22 protein-coding genes are annotated in these 25,243 nt (G+C 46.9%); all 22 read right to left on the bottom strand.

What is annotated here, in order from left to right; genetic code table 11:
• Window positions 1-2: 2 nt before the first annotated feature.
• Entirely contained in the window at window positions 3-617 is a 615-nt protein-coding gene (locus ACFS5N_RS05630) for a TerB family tellurite resistance protein (RefSeq protein WP_377183109.1), read from the bottom strand.
• On the bottom strand, window positions 614-1,246 hold the full coding sequence (locus ACFS5N_RS05625; RefSeq protein ID WP_377183107.1) for a hypothetical protein: 633 nt from the start codon (window positions 1,244-1,246) through the stop codon (window positions 614-616). Before ACFS5N_RS05625 ends, ACFS5N_RS05630 begins: the two co-directional genes overlap by 4 nt.
• On the bottom strand, window positions 1,243-1,911 hold the full coding sequence (locus tag ACFS5N_RS05620; RefSeq protein WP_377183105.1) for a conjugal transfer protein TraI: 669 nt from the start codon (window positions 1,909-1,911) through the stop codon (window positions 1,243-1,245). Before ACFS5N_RS05620 ends, ACFS5N_RS05625 begins: the two co-directional genes overlap by 4 nt.
• Window positions 1,908-4,307, bottom strand: a complete 2,400-nt coding sequence (locus ACFS5N_RS05615) for a TraG family conjugative transposon ATPase (protein ID WP_377183103.1) — start codon at window positions 4,305-4,307, stop codon at window positions 1,908-1,910. The genes ACFS5N_RS05620 and ACFS5N_RS05615 overlap by 4 nt, the downstream gene beginning before the upstream one ends.
• A 1-nt stretch (window position 4,308) precedes the next feature.
• On the bottom strand, window positions 4,309-4,614 hold the full coding sequence (locus tag ACFS5N_RS05610; RefSeq protein ID WP_377183101.1) for a DUF4133 domain-containing protein: 306 nt from the start codon (window positions 4,612-4,614) through the stop codon (window positions 4,309-4,311).
• Entirely contained in the window at window positions 4,611-4,919 is a 309-nt protein-coding gene (locus tag ACFS5N_RS05605) for a DUF4134 domain-containing protein (protein WP_377183097.1), read from the bottom strand. The genes ACFS5N_RS05610 and ACFS5N_RS05605 overlap by 4 nt, the downstream gene beginning before the upstream one ends.
• 136 nt (window positions 4,920-5,055) lie before the next feature.
• Window positions 5,056-5,481: a hypothetical protein gene (locus tag ACFS5N_RS05600; protein WP_377183093.1), complete on the bottom strand. Its 426-nt coding sequence runs from the start codon at window positions 5,479-5,481 to the stop codon at window positions 5,056-5,058.
• Between the two features lie 164 nt (window positions 5,482-5,645).
• Complete coding sequence (locus ACFS5N_RS05595; RefSeq protein WP_377183091.1) at window positions 5,646-6,329, bottom strand: hypothetical protein; 684 nt, start codon at window positions 6,327-6,329, stop codon at window positions 5,646-5,648.
• A 115-nt stretch (window positions 6,330-6,444) separates the two neighbouring features.
• Window positions 6,445-7,044: a Crp/Fnr family transcriptional regulator gene (locus ACFS5N_RS05590; protein ID WP_377183089.1), complete on the bottom strand. Its 600-nt coding sequence runs from the start codon at window positions 7,042-7,044 to the stop codon at window positions 6,445-6,447.
• A 218-nt stretch (window positions 7,045-7,262) separates the two neighbouring features.
• Window positions 7,263-8,339 (bottom strand): IS110 family transposase, encoded by a 1,077-nt coding sequence (locus tag ACFS5N_RS05585; RefSeq protein WP_377183087.1) that lies wholly within the window; start codon window positions 8,337-8,339, stop codon window positions 7,263-7,265.
• A 661-nt stretch (window positions 8,340-9,000) separates the two neighbouring features.
• A complete protein-coding gene (locus ACFS5N_RS05580) occupies window positions 9,001-9,480 on the bottom strand; it encodes an Lrp/AsnC family transcriptional regulator (RefSeq protein WP_377183085.1) in 480 nt (159 codons plus the stop codon).
• Window position 9,481: 1 nt separating this feature from the next.
• Window positions 9,482-10,510, bottom strand: coding sequence for a PLP-dependent cysteine synthase family protein (locus ACFS5N_RS05575; RefSeq protein ID WP_377183083.1), 1,029 nt, complete (start codon window positions 10,508-10,510; stop codon window positions 9,482-9,484).
• Window positions 10,511-10,554: 44 nt separating this feature from the next.
• Window positions 10,555-11,073, bottom strand: coding sequence for a hypothetical protein (locus tag ACFS5N_RS05570; RefSeq protein WP_377183081.1), 519 nt, complete (start codon window positions 11,071-11,073; stop codon window positions 10,555-10,557).
• Window positions 11,074-11,082: 9 nt separating this feature from the next.
• Window positions 11,083-12,141, bottom strand: coding sequence for a metallophosphoesterase (locus tag ACFS5N_RS05565; RefSeq protein ID WP_377183079.1), 1,059 nt, complete (start codon window positions 12,139-12,141; stop codon window positions 11,083-11,085).
• Window positions 12,138-12,605: an ankyrin repeat domain-containing protein gene (locus tag ACFS5N_RS05560; RefSeq protein ID WP_377183077.1), complete on the bottom strand. Its 468-nt coding sequence runs from the start codon at window positions 12,603-12,605 to the stop codon at window positions 12,138-12,140. Before ACFS5N_RS05560 ends, ACFS5N_RS05565 begins: the two co-directional genes overlap by 4 nt.
• A gap of 34 nt (window positions 12,606-12,639) precedes the next feature.
• Window positions 12,640-13,881 (bottom strand): YdcF family protein, encoded by a 1,242-nt coding sequence (locus ACFS5N_RS05555; RefSeq protein WP_377183075.1) that lies wholly within the window; start codon window positions 13,879-13,881, stop codon window positions 12,640-12,642.
• Entirely contained in the window at window positions 13,882-14,550 is a 669-nt protein-coding gene (locus ACFS5N_RS05550) for an SGNH/GDSL hydrolase family protein (RefSeq protein ID WP_377183073.1), read from the bottom strand.
• The gene (locus ACFS5N_RS05545) at window positions 14,540-17,401 is read right to left on the bottom strand and encodes an amidohydrolase family protein (RefSeq protein WP_377183071.1); all 2,862 of its coding nucleotides are present in this window, start codon (window positions 17,399-17,401) and stop codon (window positions 14,540-14,542) included. The genes ACFS5N_RS05550 and ACFS5N_RS05545 overlap by 11 nt, the downstream gene beginning before the upstream one ends.
• Before the next feature lie 255 nt (window positions 17,402-17,656).
• Entirely contained in the window at window positions 17,657-18,991 is a 1,335-nt protein-coding gene (locus ACFS5N_RS05540; RefSeq protein WP_377183069.1) for a thioredoxin family protein, read from the bottom strand.
• Between the two features lie 44 nt (window positions 18,992-19,035).
• On the bottom strand, window positions 19,036-20,508 hold the full coding sequence (locus ACFS5N_RS05535) for a RagB/SusD family nutrient uptake outer membrane protein (protein WP_377183067.1): 1,473 nt from the start codon (window positions 20,506-20,508) through the stop codon (window positions 19,036-19,038).
• A gap of 14 nt (window positions 20,509-20,522) precedes the next feature.
• Window positions 20,523-23,855, bottom strand: a complete 3,333-nt coding sequence (locus ACFS5N_RS05530) for a SusC/RagA family TonB-linked outer membrane protein (RefSeq protein ID WP_377183065.1) — start codon at window positions 23,853-23,855, stop codon at window positions 20,523-20,525.
• Window positions 23,856-24,122: 267 nt separating this feature from the next.
• Window positions 24,123-25,223 carry a FecR family protein gene (locus ACFS5N_RS05525; RefSeq protein ID WP_377183063.1) on the bottom strand — a complete coding sequence of 367 codons (1,101 nt, stop codon included), beginning with the start codon at window positions 25,221-25,223 and terminating at the stop codon, window positions 24,123-24,125.
• Between the last annotated feature and the right edge of the window lie 20 nt (window positions 25,224-25,243).

Genomic DNA, 25,243 nt, shown 5'->3' with positions numbered 1-25,243 from the left:
GTTTAAGGGTTTAAACCATAAAGGCTTTTGACATTATTTTTATCCTGGGTTTGCCGGGCGCGGATCAGTGAGGTTTGGTACAGCCGGTTATTAAAGCTGCGCAAATAACCCAGTTCATTCTTACTTTCCTCGTACAGCTGGTCGATCATCCCCATGCGCTCCGCATCGCTCATGCGTAGCTGGCTATCCGTAACGACCATCGTCAGCGCGCTCAGGTTATTCAGGCTTTGCGTAATTAAATTGTTGTAGACATCCATCATATAGCCAACCTCATCCGGGCTGAACGACGCGGTTTTGACGGCATGGATTTCGCTGACCAGCATTTCCTGGTTACTGATGAGCTGCGCGATCTTGGGATATTTGCGCACGGTCGGGCTGACGACGTACAAGCCATCGAGGAAAGCTTCATTAATGGAAAAGTTCCCTTGCGCGACGCCTTTGACCGCGCCATAGCCCTTGCTCAGTACTTCATAGCCGGTATACATTTGGGACAAGATGCTTTTCAGCCCGGCCAGTTTCTGGTAATCCAGCGAGAGTTGCTCCAGGCACTGGGCAATGCTTTGCGCTTTGCAAACCTGCGCCATAAAAATGAGCGATATGATCAATAGCTTTTTCATTGGATGCCGTATAATTGTTTGAGTTGGGATTTACTATTCTTTGCCTGCGCCCGGCTGGTCGCCAGCGTATGGCACTTCGCCGTGAACGAACAGGAAAAAGCATATTTGTCCTGCATGACCGCATAAATTTTATCCAGGCGATCGAGCCGCTCTTGGTCGGTGAGTTGCAATTTGCCGGGTGTGAGTACAGCGGTCAAATCGTTAATATCAGTTTGGCATTTGCTGACCAGGTTATCATAGACCTTTCGTAAGTAGGTCATTTCCGCACTGCTTAACTGCTTTTGCTGCTGTTGAAAACTAACCTCCGTTGAAAATACGGTGCCGATCTTTGCAGCTACCGAAATAATGGCTTTTCCCTTGGGATTATTGCTCACCACCGGGTTGACTTGCGCCAATGATTTAAAGTAGGCCGTGTGCAAATTGAATGTGCCGCCTTTGAGTTGCTGGGCAGTATTTAGCCCGGCCTGGGTAATGGTATAACCAGTTTTGAGCGCATGTAGATACACGTCGTATTCGGCGATCTGCGTGAGCATCAATTTTTCCTTGTCGGATTGCTGGCTGAAAAAGCCGCCTAAAAATTGTGCCTTCGCGCCTTGCGCCAATAGCACTAAGAAAATTATTTTTTTCATAATCCGTAGAGTTGTCGTATTTGTTGCCGATCCTGTTCATCCCGCGCCCTGGCCAGGCTCAATCGAACATTATTATTGTTGAATTGCCGCAAATCATCCAGGTTCTTTTGCATTCCTGCCGTGGCATGATGCACCAAGAGCAAGCGTTCCGCATCTTTCATTTGCGTCGAAATGGACGTGACCGCTGTAACCACCTCCTGTAAATTCCGGGCGCTTTCCTCTATAACACCGCTATAGACGGTGCCCATTTGTTGGAGTTCAGCCGCTGTAAAGTGCTTGTCTTGCTTGAACAGGTTATTGGCATTATTGTATTCAGCAAGCAATTGCTGCTGCTGCCTGATGATTCGTTTCACTTCGTCGTAATCCGCTATGACGGTTCGCACGGTAGCAAGTTCCTGATAGTACTGTTGATACAAAGCTTTTTCTTTACCAAGCCAGCCGTTAATGTCATTGAGGCTGTTGAGGTGCAGGTTATTTTCAATCGACGCTTCCGCATTTTGCAGGGCAATGGTTTGATTTTGGAGCTGCTGCACTTTCAGGTCGATAGCGATAATGACCTTTTTAATGATACCACTCACCAGGCTCACTACGGGTATTTGGGCATCTGCTTTCGGTGCCAGGCTGATCAGCCCACCGGTTAAAATTAGAATAACTATCTTTTTCATTTGGCCTCCTTTTCTTTGATTAATGCTTCGATTCCTTTTTCCATGCTACCATGCAGCTTTGCCATTTCCATCACCTTGACTCTTTCAGTTCCTTCGGTCGTGTAGGTGTAGTATTCCTCGGGGCAGAGTTCATTCCGGTAAACCTTTTGCACTTGCCCGCCCAAATCGATGAAGATCTCCCGGTCGTCTTTATTGACTGATAACAGGATGGTTTTGGCCTTATCTGATAATCCGAGCGTGTCTTGCAGCTTGTCGAACTTGTTAATGAACTTTTTCATCTCCATTAGCACTTTGATATCGGCGTTATTAATGATCGCGTCTTTAATGATCGGTGAGGATACCAGGTCGTCCAGTTCCTGCGTGGCCACGCCGGGTATACCGTTGAATTTGCGGATGGTTTTAAAGGCGTAGCGCAGAAATTCCGCCATGCCGGATTTTGCAATAGCTTTCCAGGCTTCGTCGATAAATAGTACTTTGCGAACACCTGCCAGCTTGCGCATTTTGGACATAAACATCTCCATGATGAGCAGGGTCACGACCGGGAATAAAATCGGATGGTCGCGGATATTGTCGAGCTCGATCACCACAAAAGGCTGATTGAGCAAATCGAGTTTTTCGGTGGCGTTCAATAAATAGTCAAATTCACCACCTTTATAATAAGGGCGCAGCACATACAGGAAGTTATCCAGATCAAAATGATGGTCTTTGACTTTGTGCTCCCGTAATACCTGCACATAATCGTTTTTTAGATATTCATAAAAGCTATCGAAGCAACGAAACACCTCCGTTTCGTAATAGCCTTGCAAAGCATTGGATAAGGCCACGTATTCACTGCGGTCAAAACTTTCCTTTTCGTCTTTCCAAAGCGATACCAGCAGCGCCTTCAGATTTTCTTTTTTCTCCGTATCCAGCGATTGGCCTTCCGGCAGATAAAAGGGATTAAAGCGGATCGGGTCATCTTCTTTATAAGTGAAATAGTAACCCTTTACCGATTCGCATAGTCCGACATAACTGCCGCCGATATCCACGATCACGCAATGCGCGCCCTGGTCGTAAAGGGTACGCAAGATATGGTTAACGGTCATGGATTTACCTCCGCCCGAAGCGCCGCAAACCAGCATACCCATATTGGAGGTGATGCCTGATGTACGCGGGGCATCAAATAGATCGACATATACAGGGCGGTTATTCAGCCGGTCGCAAAAGCGGATGCCTTCTTTTGGGTTAACACTTTTGTAGTTCGTTTCCAGGTTCAAAAAACAACAGGCCTGCTCAGCGAACGTATCAAAGCTGTCGTTCATCGGGAAATCGGCTGCGTTGCCGGGAATGGCCGACCACCAGAGTTGTGCCGCGCCAACGGTTTCCGGTTTGGCGGCGGCATCCATACCTGCCAGCGCTGAAGCGACCTGGCTTTTCAGGTCTTTTAATTGCTCGGTGTTATTCGACCAGACCATCACGTTAAAATGGGCTTTGACCGGTAGCCGCTGCTGGCTGATCGCTTCGTTCAGAAAGTTATTGGTGGCTTCCAGCGCAATGACGTTGGCCCTCGAATAGCCGGACAGGGATTGCAGGCGCAAGCGCTTTTTCTCCATTTGTTTGAGCGTGGCCTGCGCATCATCGACGAATAGATATTGGTTATAGAGATGGTTGCAGTGCAACAGCAAGCCGAGGCCAGCAGCAAAGCTGACTGGGAAGCGGGTCTTGTCCGTACTAAATTGATCGTAGTCGATGCGTGAACCGCAGGCAGCGGGCAGATCGGTGGCATCACCCAGCGTGTAAACGGCTAAATGTTCGTTACCGATCCTGATCTCGTCGCCGAATTGAATGTCTTTGTATTGTTGCTGGTCGCTTAAAAAACAATACCGCTCGATCAGGCCAGTCTTTTTGGAATGACTTAAAAGATCATCTGATTTTAAGCGGATCAATTTGATGAGTTTACTGTCTTCCAGTATACGTTTGAATTGGTTAGCATTATCGGTGAAAGCCCGTAAAAACTGCGGATCGAGTGTTTCGGGCGGCACCATAACGGGATGGACTAAACTGCCTGACGGCTGGCGGTTTCTGGGCTTGCGGGTCAGCAGGATATAACAATCATGCTTAAAATAAGCACGGCCTGCGAAATGCCGGGCGGCGCACTGGTTCAGGTAACTGCCACCCGCCTCCAGCTTGTATTCGCTTTGTACGAACCAGTCCTGTTTATGCAGAATCGTACCCGGCTGCAGGATTTTAACAGCTTTGACCAGGCATTGGTGCATTTCTTCGTAGTCTTCATCCGAAAGCGTAAACGCTTCAGGCAGCGCTATTTTAAATGCGATGGTGATATCGCCCTGCTTGGACAGGATACAATCATGTTCCACACCCATGATCGGTAAATGCTCGGCTAAGTTGATTTCCATTTCAGTAGAAGATTTTGCGGGTGTAGGCCTTGATGAATTTGGGCGTGCGTTTGCGCGCGATTAGCTTTTGCAAGCCGTGCGGGCCATAACGGTGGCTCAGCGCATAGATTTTAAAAGCGCCGAAACCGGTGGTCCCGCCGATCAGGATCAGGCAGATGTAAACCGGTACACCGGCAATAAACAGGATAGCGAATAGGATAAAAGCTACTAAAAGTAAGGCCGCCATATAGCCGATGTACTGCGCTTTCAGGCCTTTCAGTTCCATGCTGGCGTTGACACCTTTATTGATCTGATATACCGAGTTCATACGCCGAAAAAGCTTTTGATGACGGTGGCAACCACCACTAAGAATACGCAGGCCCCGAACCAGGCGGCGACATGCTGCTGCGTTTCCTGGTGTCCGCCCATCCATTTGGAAAACACTTTTACCGCACCAACCAATCCCAGGATCGCGCCGATGGCATACATTAAATTACAGCCTGTGTCAAAATAACCTTTGACCTGGCTGGTCGCTTGCGTTATCCCCGCATTCCCATCTTGGGAATGCCCTTGTAAGCCGATCAACAGCAGTAACGCTGCTATCGCCATTTTTTTAATTTTTCCTTTACACATATCCTTTACACATTAAGTTTTTAATTAACCCTGTTCCGCAACGCGGAACAGGGTATGGCTGCCGTTTTGCCCCTAATCGATCAACACTTTGCACTACTGCGTCGGACTTTGGCCAGCTATGGGTTGATGCCGCCTGCTACGCTTCCCACCACTCGTTTACCTCTGCTTCCGTCAGCAGGGCGGCATCTGTTTTTTCACACTCTGTTACCACCAGTTCGTTGATGGCGGGACGGAGCGGCGTATCTTTGATCACCGGATGATTTTGTAATATTTTTTTGATTTCTGCCGGTTCGTAACCCCGGTGGATACTTTGCTTTAGCTGGGCGATCAATTGTTCGGTTTCTGTCAAAAGCGGTTCTTCCTGTTCGTTGCTCGGTTGTTCGTTAAATTGCAAAGCGCTGATAGGCGCTGCAACAGCGGGTTTAGTGCCGTTTATTTTTTGCTGCAATTCCGGCAGGTAATATTTGGCCAGGATCACGCCGTAATAAATGAGGAGCAATACCGCTAAGGCTTCCAAGTATTGCATCCAGGTAAAATGATTGAGTAGCATAATATCTTTCATTTGGTTTCTGATACAAAGGTGGCGGGTTGGGCGATGCGCATAAAGTACAATTTTACCTGGCACCCCGGTTGTACCCTTGTACCCAGCTGATAATCAGTGGATAAAAATGGTGTGTTCGGACGTAAAAAAAGCTCCGATAAAGGAGCTTTTAGTAAAGGTGGGATTTAGCGCCTGCCGCGCCGGTAATAGCCTTTGACAATGGCGGTTACCTTTTCCAGGTAGTTTAATACAATATCGAGGTCAGGTGTTTCCGGCTGACTGGCGTGGCTGCGCAAGCTGTTGGCCGACAGCGTTTCCTCCCGGTCAGTGGACAGATATGGGGCGAGCAACCGGCAGGCTTGCCGTAGCGATCTGGCAGGTATCAACCCGGCTTGGAAGGCGGCTTTTACAAGGATACTGATCTGGTCGCCACTCAGTTTGATGAGCAGCTTGAAGAGCATCGCCGGTAAAAATGTATGGGATTCCTCTTTGGGTAAATAGACGCGGTAACGTTCAGTAATACGCTGATGCAGCTCATCAAGAACGGAAAGAATGATTTTGCCTGCCTTAGCTAAGGGCGCATTGTGGGTATAGGCCGTCAGGTTCTGCGTCGCTTGCCAGCGTAATTCCTGCAAGGCATTGTAGTAGAGTTCCACAACGGTCTTTACGTTGCTTTTGTCTAAGCCGAAGATTTGTGTTCTCAGGCTCATTTCCACCTCTTTGGTCGCGACAGGTAGCTGATCGCAAACTTCTTCGAGACGCTTCGGCGTGATCGCTTTTAATTGGATAGTTGTTGGATGCAGTGTGATCTCTATCAATTCATCCAGCCAGGCGAACGGATAAGCCTGCGTATTTACATTTGTCTGCATAATCTTTCATTTTGTTCAGTCCGGTTTGCTGCATAGGCACTTCGTTTTTACAAAAATGTCCAAATTGCCTTAAAACAAAGTGGCAATATTGCCTCGGATAGTTAATTTATTAACGTTAGGTTAATTTTAATTGAGCACGAGAAGCACGTAAGGTGCGTCCGCTGATCAGCAGATAAGAGGCGATATCGGCATCAACCAATACTTTACCGGGGTCGGAAAGCCCTGGATAGGCCTTGTAAAACGCTTCGACCATGAGCAGGGTTTCTTTAGCCAGCAGTTGTTTATGTTCCAGTTCTCTAACTTCACGATGGGCCAAAACGATACGGGAAAGTTCGGCGACGCTTGGAAAGCGCTCATAGATTGTTTCCATATCCTGGTGACTAACGCTCAATACATAACTGTCAGCACAGATCATTAGATATTCCGCAGATGGGCTTTGCTGGGTGAAGCTTTTGCCTTTGATGATTTCGTTCTGTTGATAAATCCGGATGACTTGCTTTTCCCCCTGATCGTTGTAATAATAAGAGATAGCAAAGCCGCTGGCTAAAAAATAGCCGTGTTGAACGGTATCGCCTTGTTCAAATAGTACTTGGTCATCGGGAAAGTATTGTGGGTGTAAAACTTCAGCTAAATGATCGTAATACGCTTGCGGTTGTGGCTTAAAGCCATCCAGCACTTTAAAAAGCTGGTCGAGGATAGGTTGGTGTTTTTTCATAGGTAGTACAGATAGATTGGTTTAGACCCCGTGGGGCGGACCGGTGACTGTACCACAATTTTCATCCAGCTTACGACGGCTGTCAGGTTGCGAATACAGGCCGGCCCGCGTCAAGGCGGGCGTAAGCCTGCTTCCCTTCCTGATTATAGTAGATTGTCGTAATTCTAATGAGGGATGCGTTCAAACGCTCAATAAATATTTATGTGGATTGATTTTTTCTACATAACTGCTGCTGTTAGTTCTACATTAGACTTTTGTTGTTGTTGTTGTGGACGAATATAGTTCTTTTCATAAAGCCGGTCCTGGTTGACACAGGCAAATATCCGCAGGATCAGTTTGTAACGGATGGCATTTAGTACCGACATTTTATTCTTTCCTTCCTGGACGGTCTTGCGGTCAAAATAGGCTTTGATCCCCGCGTCGCTTCTGCGGGAGTTCATGGCGCAGGTATGCAATAAGGCCTTCACCTTTTTATTCGCCATATGGGATACCTTTGCTTTGCCTTTAATCGTACCGGATTCTTTGATAAAAGGTGCTACACCTGAATAACAGGCAAATTTTTTCGGGTCCCTGATATCCTTGAATTCATTGGAACAAATGATAATTTGTAGCGCGGTCACTGGCCCGACACCGGGTACAGAGGTGATGATCGCCATCAGACGGTTCAATCGTTCATCGGCTTTCCAAAGGTTGCTGATCTCCGTTTCCAGTGTTTCCAGGTCACTTTTGATGGCCAGCAGGCTTTGCATACAAAGTTTCTCACTTTGCTGGACGACAGACTTTTTGGTAAATATTTTGGCCTCTTTAATGGGAACTTTGAGCATATATTGGGTGGTGATCAATCGTTCGCGCAAAGCACTCAATTCTTTCAATTCCTGGATCAGCGGACGTTTAGGAATATACAGCCGCAGTTCTTCGCGGTGTTTATAAGCGTACTCGGCGATACGGATGGAATCGACTTTATCGTTCTTCGTGCGGATATTGCCCATCGAGCTGCGAATGTGCGATGCGCCTTCCAGTACGATATTGGCTTTCTGTCGCTGCAAGGCAGAAAGGATCGGCCTGCCGTAAATGCCTGTTTGTTCCAGGCAAAATACCGATTTGGTGACGGTAAATCCTTTCAGGGCTTTAAGTTCCGTAACGAATGCGGCAATGGCTTCGCCATTGTTCTCGGTTTGGGTATGAAACAACAGGTTTCTCCCTTCCATTACTGCATGATCCAGCTTATTGCGGGATACGTCGGTACCGATGAAGAAGGTATATTTTTTTATGCGTGTCTTTTCTTTGACGATCATAGGTTTCAATTAAAAGCGGGCGGCAGGATTTCGACCGGTTGATGGTTTATCACCAGGGAGAAAACATAATGCCCCTGCCTGCCCGTATGCTACTATCATAAAAACGGGCGGCAGGATTAAGACCCGTCCAAGGCCAATAGCCTGGGAGAAGATATAATGCGCCTGCGTGCCCGTATTCTATTTTATTTGTAAACGACTGGCATTAAGACCGTTTTTAGGCCTGTTTCCTTGGAATAATTATAATGCGCCCAGCCGTTTACAAAGGGCATTATTTAAATCAGCAATAGCGGGATTCGGACATCCAGCAGGGCTGACCTTGTCAGAAGTTTAATGCGCTCGCTATTGTTGACGGGACGAGCAAACAGTGGCTTCATTCATCCAACAGGCCCGGGCCTTGAGCGAAGTCTAAGTCTCCACTGTTTGATCGTCTATGTATGTTCATTAACATCAGGGCAGCTACTTTGACCATTTATAAAGTCTTTAAACTTGGAACGACGGCTAGTGCCGCTGCCGCTGATGTGTTCTTTGCATTGTTTTAAATAGCGCCGCCGCTCCCGGCGACGCTTTGATTTTTATTAACTGATCTTATAAAGAACAAAACGAGTCTTTTTTGAACGATGTACCGCGCCTCTCCAACGGCGCGGACATCGGCATTTACTAATTAACTAACTATACTCACTAACCTGTTGGAGCAGGCTTTGATATCTTCAAAATCCAGCCGGGCGAAGGTTTTGATTTCGCGATTTACCGGAAAGGTTTTAAAATCATTGACTAAGGGACGCAGCCGTTCGACCACAAAGCGGCTATAGGCTTTTTCATCCTTAGTATTTATTAATAATAGGAAGGAATGATCTTTTAATTGATAAGCCAATTCGACCTCATGATAGGCGGCCATTACAGCGTCAAAGTTTTCGGCTACGGTTTCAACCCGCACAAAAGCCTGGTAGTGATAACCGAATTTCCGTCGGTTTACCACTGCTTTGAAGTTTTTGATATAGCCTTCTTTCAATAGTAATAAGATCCGGTCATGCACCGGCGAAGTGGTCAACCGTAAAGTCGCCGCTAACCGACGCAGTTTGGTGCGGGCATCCTTTTGAAGGATGTTGATGAGCGTAATGTCCTTTTGGTCGATGCGTTTCATGTTAACTGTTTAAAACCGAATAGCCGGTTAGTTTAATATACGGGCTTAAATAACCCGGCTTTACCGGTTCTTCCTTAAAAAGATCGGTGCTCAAATACTTTTTGTTTGAATCCGGAAATACGGTAATGACTACCCGGCCATTACCTAATAATCGCTGTGCTTGGATAGCACCCAGCAGATTGCACCCGGAGGATATACCAACCGCTAACCCTAATTCTCTGCCCAAACGCTGCGCCATGATGATGGCATCACCATCAGATATCGCGATCACGGTATCAAGCTTTTGCAGGTTAACGATAGCGGGGATAAATTCATCACTAATGCCTTGTATCCGATGGCTTCCGTTTTTGCGGCCAGTCGATAGCGTCGGGCTTTCGGCAGGCTCAATAGGGAAAATCTTAATGTCGGGATAGCCGGCCCTTAAATAATTGCCGACACCCATGATGGTACCGCCCGTTCCGACCCCCGCTACAAACGCATCCGGCCGGATACGTTTCTTCAGAAGCTGGTGGTCGATCTCGCACCCGGTAGTTTGCTCATGCGCTTCCACGTTATAGCGGTTCTCAAACTGTTTGGGTAAAAATACATTATCCAAATATTGCATGGCGTTGGCCATTTTGATGCTGCCCAAAAAGCCGTCTTCCGCTTTACTCACCAGTTGGATTTCCGCGCCATAACTGCTGATGATCGCTCGCCGCTCCGTACTTAGCCAATCGGGCATTAAGATTTTTACGGGGTGACCTAATGCGCGCCCGATGGCGGCAAATGCAATTCCGGTATTACCGGAGGTGGCTTCGACGATCTTATCGCCTGGATTGATTTTACCGGTTTCGTAGGCCTTTTGCAAAATATACAGCGCCATTCTATCCTTGATACTGCCTGTCATATTGTATTGCTCGCATTTGACCAGTATTTCCTGTTCCGGCAAATCGCGATAGCGGTAGCTCACCCTGACCATTGGCGTATTACCCACCAGCCGCCAGAGTTCGGCGATTTTTGGTATAGCGGTGGTTTTATATAAATCGGGCATAAGCATTTTTTTCTATTTCTTTTATTCTTGATAGTAAAAAACCGTTAGGCGGCCAGCCGGTTAATGACCGATGACTCATCCTCGCCGATCAGGTTGGTGTCCGTTATAAATCCTGTTTGGATGAAACCCAATAAATGCGGGCCTTCCAGTTCATTGTATAAGTTGAGGATAGCTATGTCGCTACCATATTTGGCAGCTAAAAAGTTATCGCTGGTCATTTGAACGATCACCGCGCCATACTTAACCAATGCTGATGCCTGCGGAGATGCTAATAGACCCTTGTCCAGTTTGAAATAAGCTGCACGTAAACACACGACCTGTTCGTATAATTTGACCTCTACCTGCATAACTTCGACAATGTTTTCCAGCTTTAATGCCAACGAAGTAATTTCTCTATCAGTTGAATCCAGTTCTATGCTTATCAGAAGGATAAAACTGATGTCGGTTGGTGCTAAGCTGAGGCTTTTGATTCGCAAAAGCCGTTTCTCAATCATCCCAGTGACCAGGTGTAAGAGGCCAGGCCGGTCTTCTGCTTTAATGGTTAATACATAAGTTGCTTTCATGCTCATTTTTTATAAAATATCTTTTTCGTTGATTTGATCGTTGGACGGCTTATACTGTAATCGTTTTCTCTCACCGGTGTCATCAATCGTAAACCATTGGCCATTTTCCAGTAATGCGGCCATCGGTTTTCCTTTATGTTCGTCCACATCTACGCCGATGATTTTGCCTTCATAAAAACTGGCGATATTCCATTTAATGATGGTATGGCCTACAACAATATATTTACAACTATAAGCAGCTAATGTACTGTCTACGCCCGCCATGCTGATTTTGGGTGCCCTAAAGTATCCCCGATACCAAAATGGTGCGTTACGGTCTACTTTCACTTGTTGGCCATACGGCTGATATTTTTTATTGACTTCATCAAGTGTCAACCCTTTCAATGCAGGCGAAAGCCCGCCGTGCATCACCAGTACATTGCCGATCTTTTCGATAATATTTTTACTGCGTAACCAACGCCCCAGTTCCGTATCAGCGCCAAACAAACCCGCACAGCCTGTATTCAAAAACCAGGCATGTTTAAAATACTTAGCATCTGTATACCGATAATCGCCGGAGAGGTTCATGACATCATGGTTACCGAGCAATACATGAACACTTCCGCCAGCGGCCGCTGCGTCGTCTTCAAGTTTATACAACAGCCACAATTCCGGCACTACATCCTTGCCACGGTCAAATAAGTCACCTGCGATTACTAAACTACCATGGCCATAGGTCCAGTTATAAGCCGAATCAATGACTTGTGCAGCCAGCAATAATTTGCGAAACTTCGCAAATTCGCCTTCTATATCCGACATAAACAAAGTCTTTTCGGCTAATGGCTGAGCAGCGTTTTCACTGCCTATTGTATGTAGCTTCACCTGAAAAGCCCATTCCGGATGGCCTTCTGGCACCACGTTGAGCGCACCATGTTCCGTTTTAACCACCAGGTCATCATCATCCTGCCAGATGGTTTTTACGATCCTTTGCTGGCCTTCATAGCGCACATAGGGGCCGTCCACCTGGACAGACTTTTGTGCCCATGACAATCCAGGCAGCAAGGTCAGAAGAAATAGTAAGCGCCTCATTTTTTTACTGAACGGAGGTACTTCGCGATTTCTTTTTGGTTATTATCTTCCGCGTAGGTGACCGGCGTTTTTCCATCAGCCGGCGAGTAATCACCCGCGTAAACATAATCTACCTTAGCGCCTTTACTGACGAGGATCTTCAACATTTCCAAACTGCCGTATTTGGCGGCATGAAATAGCGGCGGCACATAGCCATCACAGGCTTTATTGACATCAGCGCCTTGCGCAATCAAATAATCAAAGCATTTCTTGGCCTTGCTCCGGATGGTTTGAGCGAGCAGGCTGTATTGCCAGTCGCCGATCTGGTAACAGTTATTGATATTGTCTTTGGTCACCAGCTTGGCCAGTTCGGTGGCATCATCGGCTTTTAATGCGGCTGTTATGTTGGTGGGAACTTCCTGCGCGTTTGCGTTATAGCCGAAAGCGATCAATAGTACTATAGTTAGGATTTTGATGATTCTCATATTATTGTTGTTTTTAGATAAATAATTCAATGGTTTATGGGTCAAGCGGGTCAATGGGATCGATCTGTAAGCAGTCTTTAATGATGTTAAAGCTGAGTTCGTGATCGCCCAGGCGCTTTTTGTCGGTATAGGGTACGTAAACGAGTTCCTTGATATTGCGCTGGTCGAAGCGCGAGTCCTCAATATAATCTGCCTGGTCCTTGGTGGTCACGCAAAGGGCAGGTCTGCTTAACGGAAAGCCGTAGCGGATCATCAGCCTTTCACTGTTCCGGAAATTTGTTGTCGTATGACGTGCCTGTGGTTCCATTATTATCGCACTTGAGGGGATGTGGTATTGAGCCATCAGGTATTTTTTCATTTCATAGGCCTCGCAATAAGGTGTCTGAAAAGGATGCACAAAACCGCCACTGACGATGATAAAGGATGCCTTTTTTTGCCTGTAACGGTCCGCTGCCAGGTCGCAACGTATTTTGCTGATGGGGCTGATGCCGCGCTGACCTTCTTCCAGTCCCTCGCCGGGAACCATAATGGCACTGTAGGGATAGGACTTCCAGTTCGTCTGTTTGGCTTTGGTGACTGCTGCCTGGTTTTCCTTTTTTTCCAATGGTTCAAAACGTGAGGGTTCATCCCGGTTATTCAGACCCATCAGTTGCAGGGCTACAGAAAGCGTTGGCTGGTAAAACAGGTCCTTGTTTTTAACCCGCTCGTTCAGGTAATGCAGCATGGTACTAACCATATCCGCATAATTCGCGCTGTGAACATCATAGCTGGCGGAGTCAACCGCAGGGTAACGCATGCCTTTGCTAAAGCCATACTGATCGATGAGATGATTCATCCCGGCCATGCTTTGCACCCAGGCCTTAAGTAAACAGGTGAGATTATCCAGGTTTTTGAACCGTTCGTAGCAGCCCGACGGTCGGAGTTCCCCGTTGATCATGTAGTCAAACAGCACCCTGTGCTGCGCATAAAGTTTTTGCAGTTCCAGGCAGGTTTGCAGGGAATCTGCTGCTGACCATTTAAAACCGGCTAAATTGCTTTTTCCGGCTCGTAGCAATGCAGCTTTACGGCTAGCTGCTGCCTTGAGTAACGTATCGCGGGCGAACACCTGCTTTAATTCGGCAGAGTGTCCGAATACCGTGAGCAGGTAGAAGTTTTTATCAGCGGTGGTATTACCGGAACGGAGTAGCTGGTGGCGTTGCTGAAACCCCTTACCGGGTTGAGCATTGCCGACTACCGACAGTAAAAGTAACCAGAGTGTGATGGCGATATATCTCATTTATAATATCTTTTTGATAACTGGTTGAATGACTTGTTCCATGACGGCATACCCGACCCCATTAGGATGCACGCCATCTTTGCTATAAACTGCTTTCAAGCCTTTTTGATCATCGACCATCACAGCATAGTAATCGACATATGGAATATGTTTTTTCTTGGCGTAGCTGCTGATCCAACTGTTCAACATGATAATACTATCCGCCGGTTGCATTTGCGGTGCCCAGTAGAATTTATTGGCCGGTAAGACCGAGCATAGGATTGGCCGAACATGACTGGCTATGGCCAATTCCGTCATAGAACTGATGTTATCTTCGATCATCTCTAGACTCGATGACCCGGTATTGCCCGCGATGTCATTGGTCCCGCAAAGTATCGCCACAGCCTTTGGCTTAAGCGCAATAACGTCCTGCCGAAAGCGCAGCAGCATCTGCGGCGAAGTTTGCCCGCTGATGCCACGGTCCACATACTGGTGATCATTAAAAAAAGCAGAGTCCGATCTGATCCAGAAATCCGTGATCGAATCACCCATGTAAACGATACCCACAGGCTTGCCAGTCAATTTTGCATTCGCTTCCTGATAACGTTTCAAATCCGGCCAGTCCTGCTGGGCCATTGCGGCCTTACCGCATAATAAGCTAAGCCCTAATAATAAAACTCTATTTTTCATTGGTTTTAATTTTTAACTGCCATTCCGGACATTTCTTTTTCACCGGCCAGATCTCGTCAAGCGTGTCTCCATCATATAAAATTCCATCTTTCATGACATACCGTATTTCACGACTGTTGTGAATGTCATCCAATGGATTCTTATTTAGGATAACCAGATCGGCAATTTTGCCTGCTTCGATGGAACCTAAATCTTTTTGTACACCCAATGCTTCCGCACCCATTATCGTAGCAGCCTGCAACGCCTCCATATTCGTTAGCCCGCCCATTTGTAAGGCCCAGAGTTCGTCATGGGTGCCGATCCCGGGGTTTTCGCCGTGACTACCTAAGGTGACCTGTCCGCCTGCATGACGGATTCGGGCATCGATTTTCGCTGCAGATAGAAACCCAGTTTTAAGCGTATCGTCCGGCTTCGCCTGTCTGATCACACCCAGGGATTCAATGGTATTGACGAGCGGCTTCATTTTCGGGTCAAGGAAAGAATAAAAATGCGCCAGCTTTTGATCCGCTCTCTGCCAGTATTTGTATTTGAAATACTCTTTACCGGGGATAGATCCATTCCGCGCATCTTCGGTTATCTGTAAGGTAGGCGTAAAGGCAGTACCCGACTTGGCATATAATGTGATCACGTCTCCGTATACATCCCCCCACATCGGGTTATGCTCGATACCGGTACTTCCGTCTTTAAGCATCGACCATTGCAGAACCGGATTGCGCCAACCTTCGTTGGTCATGTTCAGCATTTGCTGATTGCAAGCCAGCAACAGCAAATGCCGGTCTGCGCGTGGCGTAGCAATGTAATCTTTCACGAAAGTGCTTCCCATTAACTTTCTTTTACTAATCAGTTGCTGCGCATCCCCTAAATCATTAAAATGTAGCATTCCATCGCCGATGTGAGCGGCTACACCCACTGTATATAATCGTGGTCCCAACATGCTACCCGCGCGCAAAAGCTCGCTGTAACCATAGGAACTAAAATTGCTGTAAGGATCCCGCATTGTGGTCACCCCATAGGCCAGGTTAGTTAAAAACTCCCAGTACTGCTGGGGGAAAATATCCGAGGGTACGTAGGTATGCAGATGCAGGTCTATCAAACCGGGCATGATGGTTGCACCTTGCAGGTCCATTAGTTGGGCACCGGCAGGTATTTGCACCCGGTTTACCGACCCTACCGAAAGAATCCGGCCGTTATGGATTACGATAATACCCCTTTCGATCACCTCGGCCTTGTTCATGGTGATGATCCGAACATTGGTAAAGGCAATATCACCTTGACTATGAGCTGTATTTGACGATACATCCAAGGCTATGTTTTGATCCGGTTTTAGGTGAATGTCTACAAAATCGCTTTGGTCCTCATGGTGGTCTTCATTTGATTGTTTTGCCGCCCAAATTTTTTCGAACCCGGGATGTTGGCGCTGCAAAGCAGCCATGATATTCTTGAGGCTCAAGCGATAAAAGCGAGTACCATAACTCCAGATCAGGAATGCACCTTTGTTGTCCCAATGCGGGTCCACACCTCTTGAGATCCGGATCAGTGGTAAACGACCGGACCAGTGCAGGCGATTTGCAGGCAACAAAAAGATATCTTCGGCTGCCGATACAATCATGAACTGCCCATCGGGGGATAATAGCCGAACCTGCGAATTACCTAGCACCGGCACAAGACTTGGTATTGTCATCAAACCAATTTTGTTTTTCCCGCCCGTATCCACTGATAATACAGTTTGGTGAAAATCGGCTTCCATTGGCAGATAACGCACCCGGCTGCCATCCCCCGAAAAGTTGGGAATAGATTGCAGGGATGCCGAGTCAGCCAGTGTGGTTATTGCATTACTTTGAATTTTAATGAGTTCAATGGTACTTGGGCCAGTTCTTGAAGCGATATAATCTTTAATATGCAATATAGGTTTGCCGTTTACCACCGCGATCGAAGCCCCGTCAGGTGACCAAACCGGGTGGCGGTATTGTCCCGGCGTTGTTGTCAATTTGATTGGCTGCCCTCCGTCTGAGGCTACTTTCCAGACTGCGCCACCAGTGGTATCACACCAGCTTACATAAGCGATCCATTTACCATCAGGTGACCAGGCGGGCTGAAATTGATTTATCGCCTGCGAACATAACAACCGGGTAGAACCTTTAACCAGGTCTTTCAGATAAAGTTGATCTAACGCGCAAAACACGATTTTCTTTCCGGAAGGATCAGCAACTGCGTCCCGCATATATTTGACCTTAAACTTTCCGTCATGAATCCGCGAGTTATATTTAACCAGTGGTGCCAGATCAGCATGGACCTGAGCCAAAAAGGGGACCACCAGGTCCTGGCCGCTCTTGATGTCGATTTGATGTATTTTTCCCCCATAACCGATGTAGATTCTTTTAGAGTTGGAAGAAAAGCCAAAACGATTAATTGGAACTTCCCAGTTATAACTGCTGTCCTGGGTGATCAGCCGGTTGACTAATACGCGCTCTTTGTTGTTTCGCTGGTCTTTCAGCAACAGCCTTCGTTTGCCATGGTCATTGGCGATGTAACTATACCAACGTCCATCGGGAGATATCAACCCCCAGTCCGCTGGAAGCGCCGATGCCGGCTTTGCTTCTTTACCTTTTCTTAATAAAGCTTTTTTTGTAGCTACCACATAGGCCGTATCACCTACCCATACCTGTCGGCTGTCGGGTGACCAGGCAATTGCATTTTTCTCATAGTCCGGATCACTCGTCCAATGACTGAGCGTAACGACTGGCTTGTTTTTTGTCCCCAGGTCGATCAGCGTCAACTGATAAGAGCCCGTTCTGTCACTGACAAAGGCAAGCTTATGGCCGTCGGGCGACCACACAGGATGCAAGTTCAAAGACAGCCCACGTGTTAATTGCTTTGCTTTACCGCCCGTTGCCAGCATAGTATAAAGATCTCCCAGGAGGCCGAAAGCGATTAATTTATCGTCAGGCGATACCGCAACATCCAAGTAACTTCCCTCATTGGTGGTAAATATTATTGTTCTCGAGGGCCTGAGGATCATATGTTGAGCCCGGCTGTCTGCAACGACGAAAACAATAGCCAGGGTTAGTAATAAATAGTTATAGCGCATGGTGTGTAATTTAAGGCGTTACCAAGTAGGTAACCCGGCTTGCATTTTTCTAAAGTTTGCAGCGATACTTTTGGTTTGTTGGTCGTCGGTACCTAGTATGGCTGCGTTCAATTGATATGCGCGGTTTTCGTCACTCAAAGCCACCTCTTTTTGACCCATTTTGTATTCAATATTGGCCTGGGTGTCTAGCACATCGCCTGGATGGATGTCATGCGGGTACTTGACTCCGTCCCTGATATTTTCCAGGGCTAATTTGGTCCAGGCCAGCGCGGTCGTCAGTTTCAACGTGTCCGTGCTATGCAAAAAGACTTCCCAGGCGAATGTATTTAAGATGGAGATGTTATTAGGAACGTTCAAAGCGGTTTTAAATTCGCCCGCATTGATCCGATCAATAACGGCCTGGCTGTAATTTTCCCAATCTTTCTGAGACTGGTACCAGGTTGTTTTAGCCTTTGAGATTGTTTTCAATGCATAACTGTGACCGAATTTTTTAGTGATGATGCTGCCTAAAGCAGACCAATCGGGGGCGCTACCTGTTTTTAAAGCTGATGCAAGCGGTCCGGCGACTTGCTCGTTATAGGCAACCAAATTGATCAGGCCATCGGAGAATTGACGATCATGAACGGCGGAGTCAGCCAGGGCCGGGTTTTGGTAAACCTTCTGAAAAGCGGGATACCTCGCCAATAGATATTTGCTGAAATGTCTTAAACGCATCAGGTTTTCCTGGGTATAAAAATCCCGGTCCGTAAGCCGGCCCTCATAGTTTTTCAAATAATCGGTCACCACAGTTCGGCAAGCTGTCGTATCTTCCGCCGTGTTGAGCAGTTCCGTTAAATGCACCATATCCGGGTAGTTCATTTGATGCCGCCGGTATCGTTCCAACTGCGCATAGGTTTGCTTCATCGGGTCCTGGGCATCCTTGGCCAATTGCATAAATGCAGTTGGTTCCATGTAGCCTACCCCTTTATGGACCAGTTTACCCTCTGGAGTAAGAAATAATAAGGTCGGGTATGCATTTACTTGATTTTCGGCAACCAACTTATGGGCAATCGGGTATGCTGCCTTAACCGATTTGGCGTCTGATTTCTTCCGATCACATTGAATTTTGAGGTTGATAAAAGCGTCATTCATCCAACTGCCTACGGCACTGTTCGCGTACACTGCACTGTCCATTAATTTACAGGGTACGCACCAGGTCGCATAACAATCCACGAAGATCATTTTTTTTGTTTTTTTTGCTTTTGCCAACACCTGTTGCCAGGTGGTGAACTTTTCAAAGACCACTTCTTTTTGGCAAAAAGCGACTCCGGACAGCGCCAAGAGCGCTGTTAATAACACGATTTTTTTTATCATTAATTGTTGATTTTAGTATAGTGAGCCCTAAGGCTCACTATAGGTTAATAACCCGGGTTTTGGACCAGATTGGGGTCAGCGTTTATCTGCGCCTGGGCCACCGGGAACAGCCGTTTAGTATCGCTCCAAGCGCCTATACCACCTTTAGCGGCGTAGGCATTTCCAGGCAAACCCATAACTGTAGTAATATTCCCTGTTCGGTTCAGGTCGAACCATCGGTGTCCCCATTCCGTAAATAACTCCACTTGTCGTTCATGTAAGATAGCCGTTAATATGGAAGCCTGATCTGTCGCCCCTGCATAGTTAGACAAGCCGGCCCGGTTGCGTATCTTGTTTAAATCGTCTAACGCACCAGCAGTATTACCATTATATGCCCTTGCTTCTGCGCGAATCAGGTATTGTTCTGCCAGACGAAGCACCATGCTGTATTCCGTTGCCGTAGACAGATCGGTCACACTGACATTATTGGATTGATATTTATAGGGATAGTAATATTGCGTAAAGGGGGCTTTTGTCGCGGTATACACGTTGATCCAATTTGTTTGTCTTTTATCCCCCGGCTCAAAACTGTTGTAAAGCTGTGTACTGATCGTCGCGCTATTGACCGTTCCAGTACCCGGGGCGCCTTTTAGAATGAAGCTTGGGGCTTCCTTGGTATTACTGTTAGCGGGCAGTGTTGGCTGTAACTGCCATATGGCTTCGGAACTGTTTTTTAAGAATACGCTATTCGCAGGGCCACTCAGGTTAGGGCAGAGTTTATAAAGGGTATTGTTAATGACCGCGGTAGCCTCCGCCTCCGCCTGGGGATATTGTTTGGTATACAGATATACGCGGGCAAGCAAGGCCGTAGCAGCGGACTGATTAGGTCTTGTTCTTTCGGTCGTTACAGTCGTATCCGAAGCATCAATATAATTGCCGTTCAGTAATCCCTGTGCAGCAGCCAGGTCAATTATGATCTGCTGGTATACCTGGGCCTGCGGTGTCCTGCCGGACTGGTTGTTCACCTGGTAGTTCGTGCTGGTGACCAGCGGCACATCACCGTACTCGTTGGTCAGATAAAAATGCCAGAAAGCGCGTACAAATAACGATTCACCGGTAAGTTGCCGGGCCACAGTTGGAGTGATTTGCGCATTTCCATGCAAGCTTTCGACGATGGAGTTTGCCTGGTAAATGTAGAAATACGCGCTAGTGCTGGACCAATTTCCTAATAGTGCATTACTAGACACCATGGAATTGGTATAATATTGCACCAGGCTAACATTTGTAGAGTAATTTTTTAATTCATCAGCCAATAGACCACCGAATTGAGAGATTTTGAATGACTCTGATTGCTGATTCATATTTTGGTAGATAGTGACCTGTGCTGCTGTGGCGGCTAAATCAGAAGTAAAGACGCTAACCGTCGCCAGTTTAGTGTTTGGCGGATCGAGTTGCACAAATTTTCGGCAGGCCGAAAGACTCAGGCTAAGTACTAAAATAGCAAGAGCGAGATATAGATAAAATTGATACTTTTTCATGGCTGTATGGTTAACTAAAAAGTGACTTGAAGGCCTGCAGTGATCATTCTTAAGGGTGGCAAACTTAAAGTTTGCGTTTCCGGGTCGAGCACTTTATAATGTGTTAAGGTCAATAAATTCTGCCCTTGTAAATAGATCCTGGCGCTTTGCATATGGAGTTGGCTCGTCCATTTTTCCGGCAAGCGGTATGCCAGTGAGACATTCTTCAGGCGGATAAAGGAAGCGTCGGTGATGATACCATCACTGGCTGATAAGTAATCCGCACTACGGGTAACAACGGAATAGTCTGTGGATAGCTTTTGCACAGTGGCGCTATTGCTCCCGGGCTGCCAGCGGTTCAAAAATTCCACTGGGGCGTTACCGTCGTCAAAATTAAATCCAAACTTAGCGAAGGTGGGGCTGGTTCTGTAATCCCTGCCGAGTTGCTTGACATATTGTACAAAAATATCCAGTGACCATTGCTTGTAACTAAAGGTATTTTGTAAGCCGCCATAATATTGCTGGGTAACAGCAGGCCCGGATATTTTGTCAGCGTTTGCTGGTAAACCGGAAGTATTTGACGTCGCAAAGGTGTACACGCCGCTCTGCGGATCGATACCCGTATAATGAAATATGCGGCGTGCGAACAGGGACTGCCCTACCGTGTAAGACGACACGTAATTCGGAAACGCGGCGATGTTTGGAAAAGCGACCAACTTATTTTCGGGCACAGTCAACGTAAAATTGGTGTTCCACTTAAAATCGTGGTTCAAGATATTATTGGTATTTAGGGATATCTCCGTACCTGCATTTTGGACCACCGCCGGCAGATTATATTGAATATTGGCAAATCCCGTGCTGGATGCCAGGCCGTAACTAATCAATTGGTTACCTGTGCGGTTCCGGTAATAACTTAACGATAAATTGATCCGGTCGTTTAAGAAACCTGCATCCAGACCAAACTCCAGCTTTTTCACTACCTCCCAGCGCAGGTCCGGGTTAGCTAAACCCGTTGGCGCAAGACCGCTTAGTCCCTGATAGGTCCCGCTCGAAGTGCTATAAGTACTCAAGAATTGGTAATCCGGGATCTGATCATTTCCGGTGGTTCCATAACTGGCCCTTAATTTTCCAAAACTCAGAAAAGGGATGGCCCGCTGGATAAATTGCTCTTTGGAAAAGAGCCAGGCTGCGCCGACTGCACCAAAGTCACCAAACTGTTTACCCGGCCCGAACCGGCTGCTGCCATCGCGCCTTGCTGTTAAGTTGACCAGGTATTTATCATCCAAGTTATAGCCTACACGTCCATAGATCGCGCTGTATTTATAATTTAGGTAATTAGAACCAGTTAATGCAACCACCGATGCTGCCTGGGGGTTAGTCAAAAATGCATCATTCACGAAACCTTGAGCGTTTGTGGTCAATGAACTGGTCGTACTGCTTTGAAAACTACTGCCCAAAAGCAAATCGAAAGTACCGGCACTGGTTTTTCTATGATAATTCAACTGCGGTTCAACGACCCATTTGTTCAGTTCTGTGTTAGCGAAGGTACTGGACCGGAACGATGGGTCAGTATTGTATGGCGGGAAAATAGCACTAAGCGGACTAAGATACTGTTGCTGCATTTCATCATGGTTATACCCTGCTGTTGCTTTGATGCTAAGTCCCGTGGCCAACTGATAGCTGAGGTTAATGCTGCTCACAAGATTGTTGGTCAGTGCATTGCTCGGCTGAAGTAATACGCTTGCGGGGTTGGAATAAAAAGTAGCGTTTCCATTGAGGGTCTGCCAGTTAATCTTTCCATATTGGTCGTACATGGCCGGAGCGTCGGGCGGAAGCGTGATGTAACCCGTCAGATCCGCATAAGGCAGCTGGTTATTATCATTCACATAGCTCGCGCTAAAGGTAGAGGTAAATTTTTTATCAACGGAACTGTGGGTCCAGTTCGACAGCACCGAGATCTTTTTATCAGAAAAACTACCTGGATAAACCGTACCCTGACGGCTATAGCCCGCACTTAACAGGTATTGATCTTCGGTTGTACCTCCGGATAAAGAACCCTTCATATTGGTAAATCCTGCAGAATTACCGATCAGTACTTTTTGCCAGTCGGTATATCTGGATTGGTCCCAATAGCCATTAATATCGTAATTCACATCCGTCGGATCGGCACCGAATGACGGAACAGGAAGCCCGTCATTGGTGTACGCCTCTTTACGCAACTGAATATATTGAGCCGTATTTAAAAAATTGATTTTGTGATCAATTTGTCCGACACCCTGTTGCATGTCGAGATTAAATCGCGGCGCTCCCGGCTTCCCTTTTTTTGTGGTAATCAGGATCACCCCATTGGCGCCCCGGGAGCCATAGATCGCTGTAGCGTCGGCATCTTTCAATATTTCAATACTTTCGATATCATCGAGGCTAAGCGCGTTGAACGGGCTCATCCCCGTACCTGACACGTTTTTTGATTGATTGGGGCTGCCGAAAGGAGTCAATAGACCACCACCGGCCGACAAAGTGGTGCTGGTAAACGGCACCCCATCAACGATATAAAAAGGGTCATTTCCGTTATTAATGCTGTTTTGCCCGCGAATTCGGATCGTTGCAAACGCTCCCGGAATACCGGAAGTCTGTTGAATATTCAGCCCCGGCACCCTTCCGATCAAAGCATCGATGGGATCAGTCACCGGCTGCTCATGCAGAGTCGCGGAGGTAACGACCGTTACGTCGCCCGTATTTAATTCCTGTTTAACAGAATAGGGGCCTTTATTGACCACGACTTCCTGCAAATTGGTCGCTACTGCTTTCAGAGTAATCGTCCCGCCTTTAGTGATATTCTTGGCGGTAATTTCCTGCGTTTCGTACCCAACAGAAGAAAAAACGATGACTTCCTGATCATTAGGAACAGTAATTTCAAAGGCACCGCTTTTGTCGGTTGCTGTCGCGCCGCCGGTGCTTTTAATTTTTACGGTCACTCCAGCCATAGGCTGGCCGGTTTCGTCAGTGACTTTGCCGGTGATGGCGGTAGGTGGGGCAAAGACCTCTTTGATTTTGTCCTCTAATTTATTGAGGAGGGTTTGTTGTTTTTTGGAGATAAAGACGGTTTTGTCTTCGATTTCGTAACCGAGGGTTGATCCGGTGAGGCATTTGTCCAGGGCTTCTTTTAGGGAAGCGTTTGCTAATTGGACGGTGACCTTGGTGTCTCGGATGTCTTTGAGATCGTAGAAAAAGGTGTAGCCGGTTTGATCTTTTAGGGTTTTGAGTACGCTTTCAAGGGGGGCGTTTTTGGTGTTCAGCTTGACTTGGCTGAAGCTGGCCGCACTTGCGTGAACAAGGGCTATGAGCAACATAAGGGTTGTTAGTTTCATAACCAGTAGGAACTTATTGAGTTGACATCGTTTGTTTTTTTGCATAACGATGCTGATCGCACTAAAATTCATTATTTTTGTGTGTTGGGTTAATTAAGTAATTGCTATCCAATCAATTTATTTGCTTTCCGCCTTGCGGTTGGCAAATGGGTTAGCCCAATGATTTTGCCGGGGAATGGTGGTACATTTTCCGGCTTTTTTGTGGCTACCCTTTTGGGGTTACTGGCTATGTAGAGTTCTGTTCATGCTAATTAGGGTTAGTGGTGATTACTTTTTGCTGATGATTATATTTTTGCCTTCAACTTTAAATTGCAGGCCGTAATGGGCTAAATGTTTAAATACTTTGGATGCGGGTACGTTACGCGAGATATCCCCGCCAAATTCATGATCGGGTATTTCTCCCTCGTAGGTCACGTCTACATCGTACCAGCGGGAGAACTGCCGCATAATGGTTTTTACATCATTACCTGTAAAATGAAAGTTATCATGCTTCCAGGCGGTAGCGCCTTCAATATCGCCTGCTTTAACGACTAATGAATTGTTTGCAAGGTCGGCTTCCTGGCCAGGTTTCAATGTTTTCAGATTTTGGTTATAATCAACCGAAATACTTCCCTCGACCAACGTGGTTTTTACGACGGGCTCGTCGTCATACGCATTAATATTAAACTCCGTGCCGATGTCCCGGATGGTTTGTCCTTTGACTTCTACCACGAATGGTTGCTTGTCATTATGAACGACTTTAAAGTAGGCTTGCCCGGTTATTTTAACCCGGCGTTCTTTGCCATTAAAGGCAACAGGATAAGTGATGGATGATGTCGCATCCAGCATCACTTCGGTTCCATCAGCTAATACCAACGGAAATTCTTCTTTTCGCTGAGTGGTCAGCGTATTGGTGGCAACAATCTGGTCGTTATCACCGGCATAAGTAACCGTGCCGTTTTGCATCTGGATACTGGTTTGGCCCTGCACGGCGATTTGGCCTTTATTGTTTTTCGAGAGTACTATCTTTTGCCCGTTGGCCAGCGTCAGCGTCGCTTTATTGGTGCCCGGTAAAAAGTCATGGTTCGCCAGGGCTTGAACTGGCTCCGGATGATGCCGCAGTTTAAAGAACATGGCACCGGCGATGATCAGTAAAATGGCTGCTGCCGCGATCCGCCTGATATTCATGCGGACAATTTTAGCCCGGTCGCGTGGCTGAAGATTGTTCCAGACGGCGTCTAAACGGCGTTCCATATCCGGCGTATCGACCATAGTCGTTTCGGTTTGACTCAGCTTTAGATACCAGGTATCCAAAATAGCCTGTTCGACTTCGGTTAAGGTGCCGTTCTTTTGCTTGCGTAAAAGTGCTTGTAGTTGTTCGTTATCCATCTGCATTTAATAGCACTACG

It is taken from the genome of Mucilaginibacter ximonensis, assembly GCF_042686265.1.
Classification (GTDB): Bacteria; Bacteroidota; Bacteroidia; order Sphingobacteriales; family Sphingobacteriaceae; genus Mucilaginibacter; species Mucilaginibacter ximonensis.
Note: the sequence above shows the minus strand (reverse complement) of the source record. Positions and strands in the feature narration are given on the sequence as shown.

What these genes read in the sequence shown, in the direction of transcription:
- ACFS5N_RS05630 (WP_377183109.1), bottom strand. Translation starts at nt 617, where the DNA reads ATGAAAAAGCTATTGATCATATCGCTCATTTTTATGGCGCAGGTTTGC.
- ACFS5N_RS05625 (WP_377183107.1), bottom strand. Translation starts at nt 1,246, where the DNA reads ATGAAAAAAATAATTTTCTTAGTGCTATTGGCGCAAGGCGCGAAGGCA.
- ACFS5N_RS05620 (WP_377183105.1), bottom strand. Translation starts at nt 1,911, where the DNA reads ATGAAAAAGATAGTTATTCTAATTTTAACCGGTGGGCTGATCAGCCTG.
- ACFS5N_RS05615 (WP_377183103.1), bottom strand. Translation starts at nt 4,307, where the DNA reads ATGGAAATCAACTTAGCCGAGCATTTACCGATCATGGGTGTGGAACAT.
- ACFS5N_RS05610 (WP_377183101.1), bottom strand. Translation starts at nt 4,614, where the DNA reads ATGAACTCGGTATATCAGATCAATAAAGGTGTCAACGCCAGCATGGAA.
- ACFS5N_RS05605 (WP_377183097.1), bottom strand. Translation starts at nt 4,919, where the DNA reads ATGTGTAAAGGAAAAATTAAAAAAATGGCGATAGCAGCGTTACTGCTG.
- ACFS5N_RS05600 (WP_377183093.1), bottom strand. Translation starts at nt 5,481, where the DNA reads ATGAAAGATATTATGCTACTCAATCATTTTACCTGGATGCAATACTTG.
- ACFS5N_RS05595 (WP_377183091.1), bottom strand. Translation starts at nt 6,329, where the DNA reads ATGCAGACAAATGTAAATACGCAGGCTTATCCGTTCGCCTGGCTGGAT.
- ACFS5N_RS05590 (WP_377183089.1), bottom strand. Translation starts at nt 7,044, where the DNA reads ATGAAAAAACACCAACCTATCCTCGACCAGCTTTTTAAAGTGCTGGAT.
- ACFS5N_RS05585 (WP_377183087.1), bottom strand. Translation starts at nt 8,339, where the DNA reads ATGATCGTCAAAGAAAAGACACGCATAAAAAAATATACCTTCTTCATC.
- ACFS5N_RS05580 (WP_377183085.1), bottom strand. Translation starts at nt 9,480, where the DNA reads ATGAAACGCATCGACCAAAAGGACATTACGCTCATCAACATCCTTCAA.
- ACFS5N_RS05575 (WP_377183083.1), bottom strand. Translation starts at nt 10,510, where the DNA reads ATGCCCGATTTATATAAAACCACCGCTATACCAAAAATCGCCGAACTC.
- ACFS5N_RS05570 (WP_377183081.1), bottom strand. Translation starts at nt 11,073, where the DNA reads ATGAAAGCAACTTATGTATTAACCATTAAAGCAGAAGACCGGCCTGGC.
- ACFS5N_RS05565 (WP_377183079.1), bottom strand. Translation starts at nt 12,141, where the DNA reads ATGAGGCGCTTACTATTTCTTCTGACCTTGCTGCCTGGATTGTCATGG.
- ACFS5N_RS05560 (WP_377183077.1), bottom strand. Translation starts at nt 12,605, where the DNA reads ATGAGAATCATCAAAATCCTAACTATAGTACTATTGATCGCTTTCGGC.
- ACFS5N_RS05555 (WP_377183075.1), bottom strand. Translation starts at nt 13,881, where the DNA reads ATGAGATATATCGCCATCACACTCTGGTTACTTTTACTGTCGGTAGTC.
- ACFS5N_RS05550 (WP_377183073.1), bottom strand. Translation starts at nt 14,550, where the DNA reads ATGAAAAATAGAGTTTTATTATTAGGGCTTAGCTTATTATGCGGTAAG.
- ACFS5N_RS05540 (WP_377183069.1), bottom strand. Translation starts at nt 18,991, where the DNA reads ATGATAAAAAAAATCGTGTTATTAACAGCGCTCTTGGCGCTGTCCGGA.
- ACFS5N_RS05535 (WP_377183067.1), bottom strand. Translation starts at nt 20,508, where the DNA reads ATGAAAAAGTATCAATTTTATCTATATCTCGCTCTTGCTATTTTAGTA.
- ACFS5N_RS05530 (WP_377183065.1), bottom strand. Translation starts at nt 23,855, where the DNA reads ATGAAACTAACAACCCTTATGTTGCTCATAGCCCTTGTTCACGCAAGT.
- ACFS5N_RS05525 (WP_377183063.1), bottom strand. Translation starts at nt 25,223, where the DNA reads ATGGATAACGAACAACTACAAGCACTTTTACGCAAGCAAAAGAACGGC.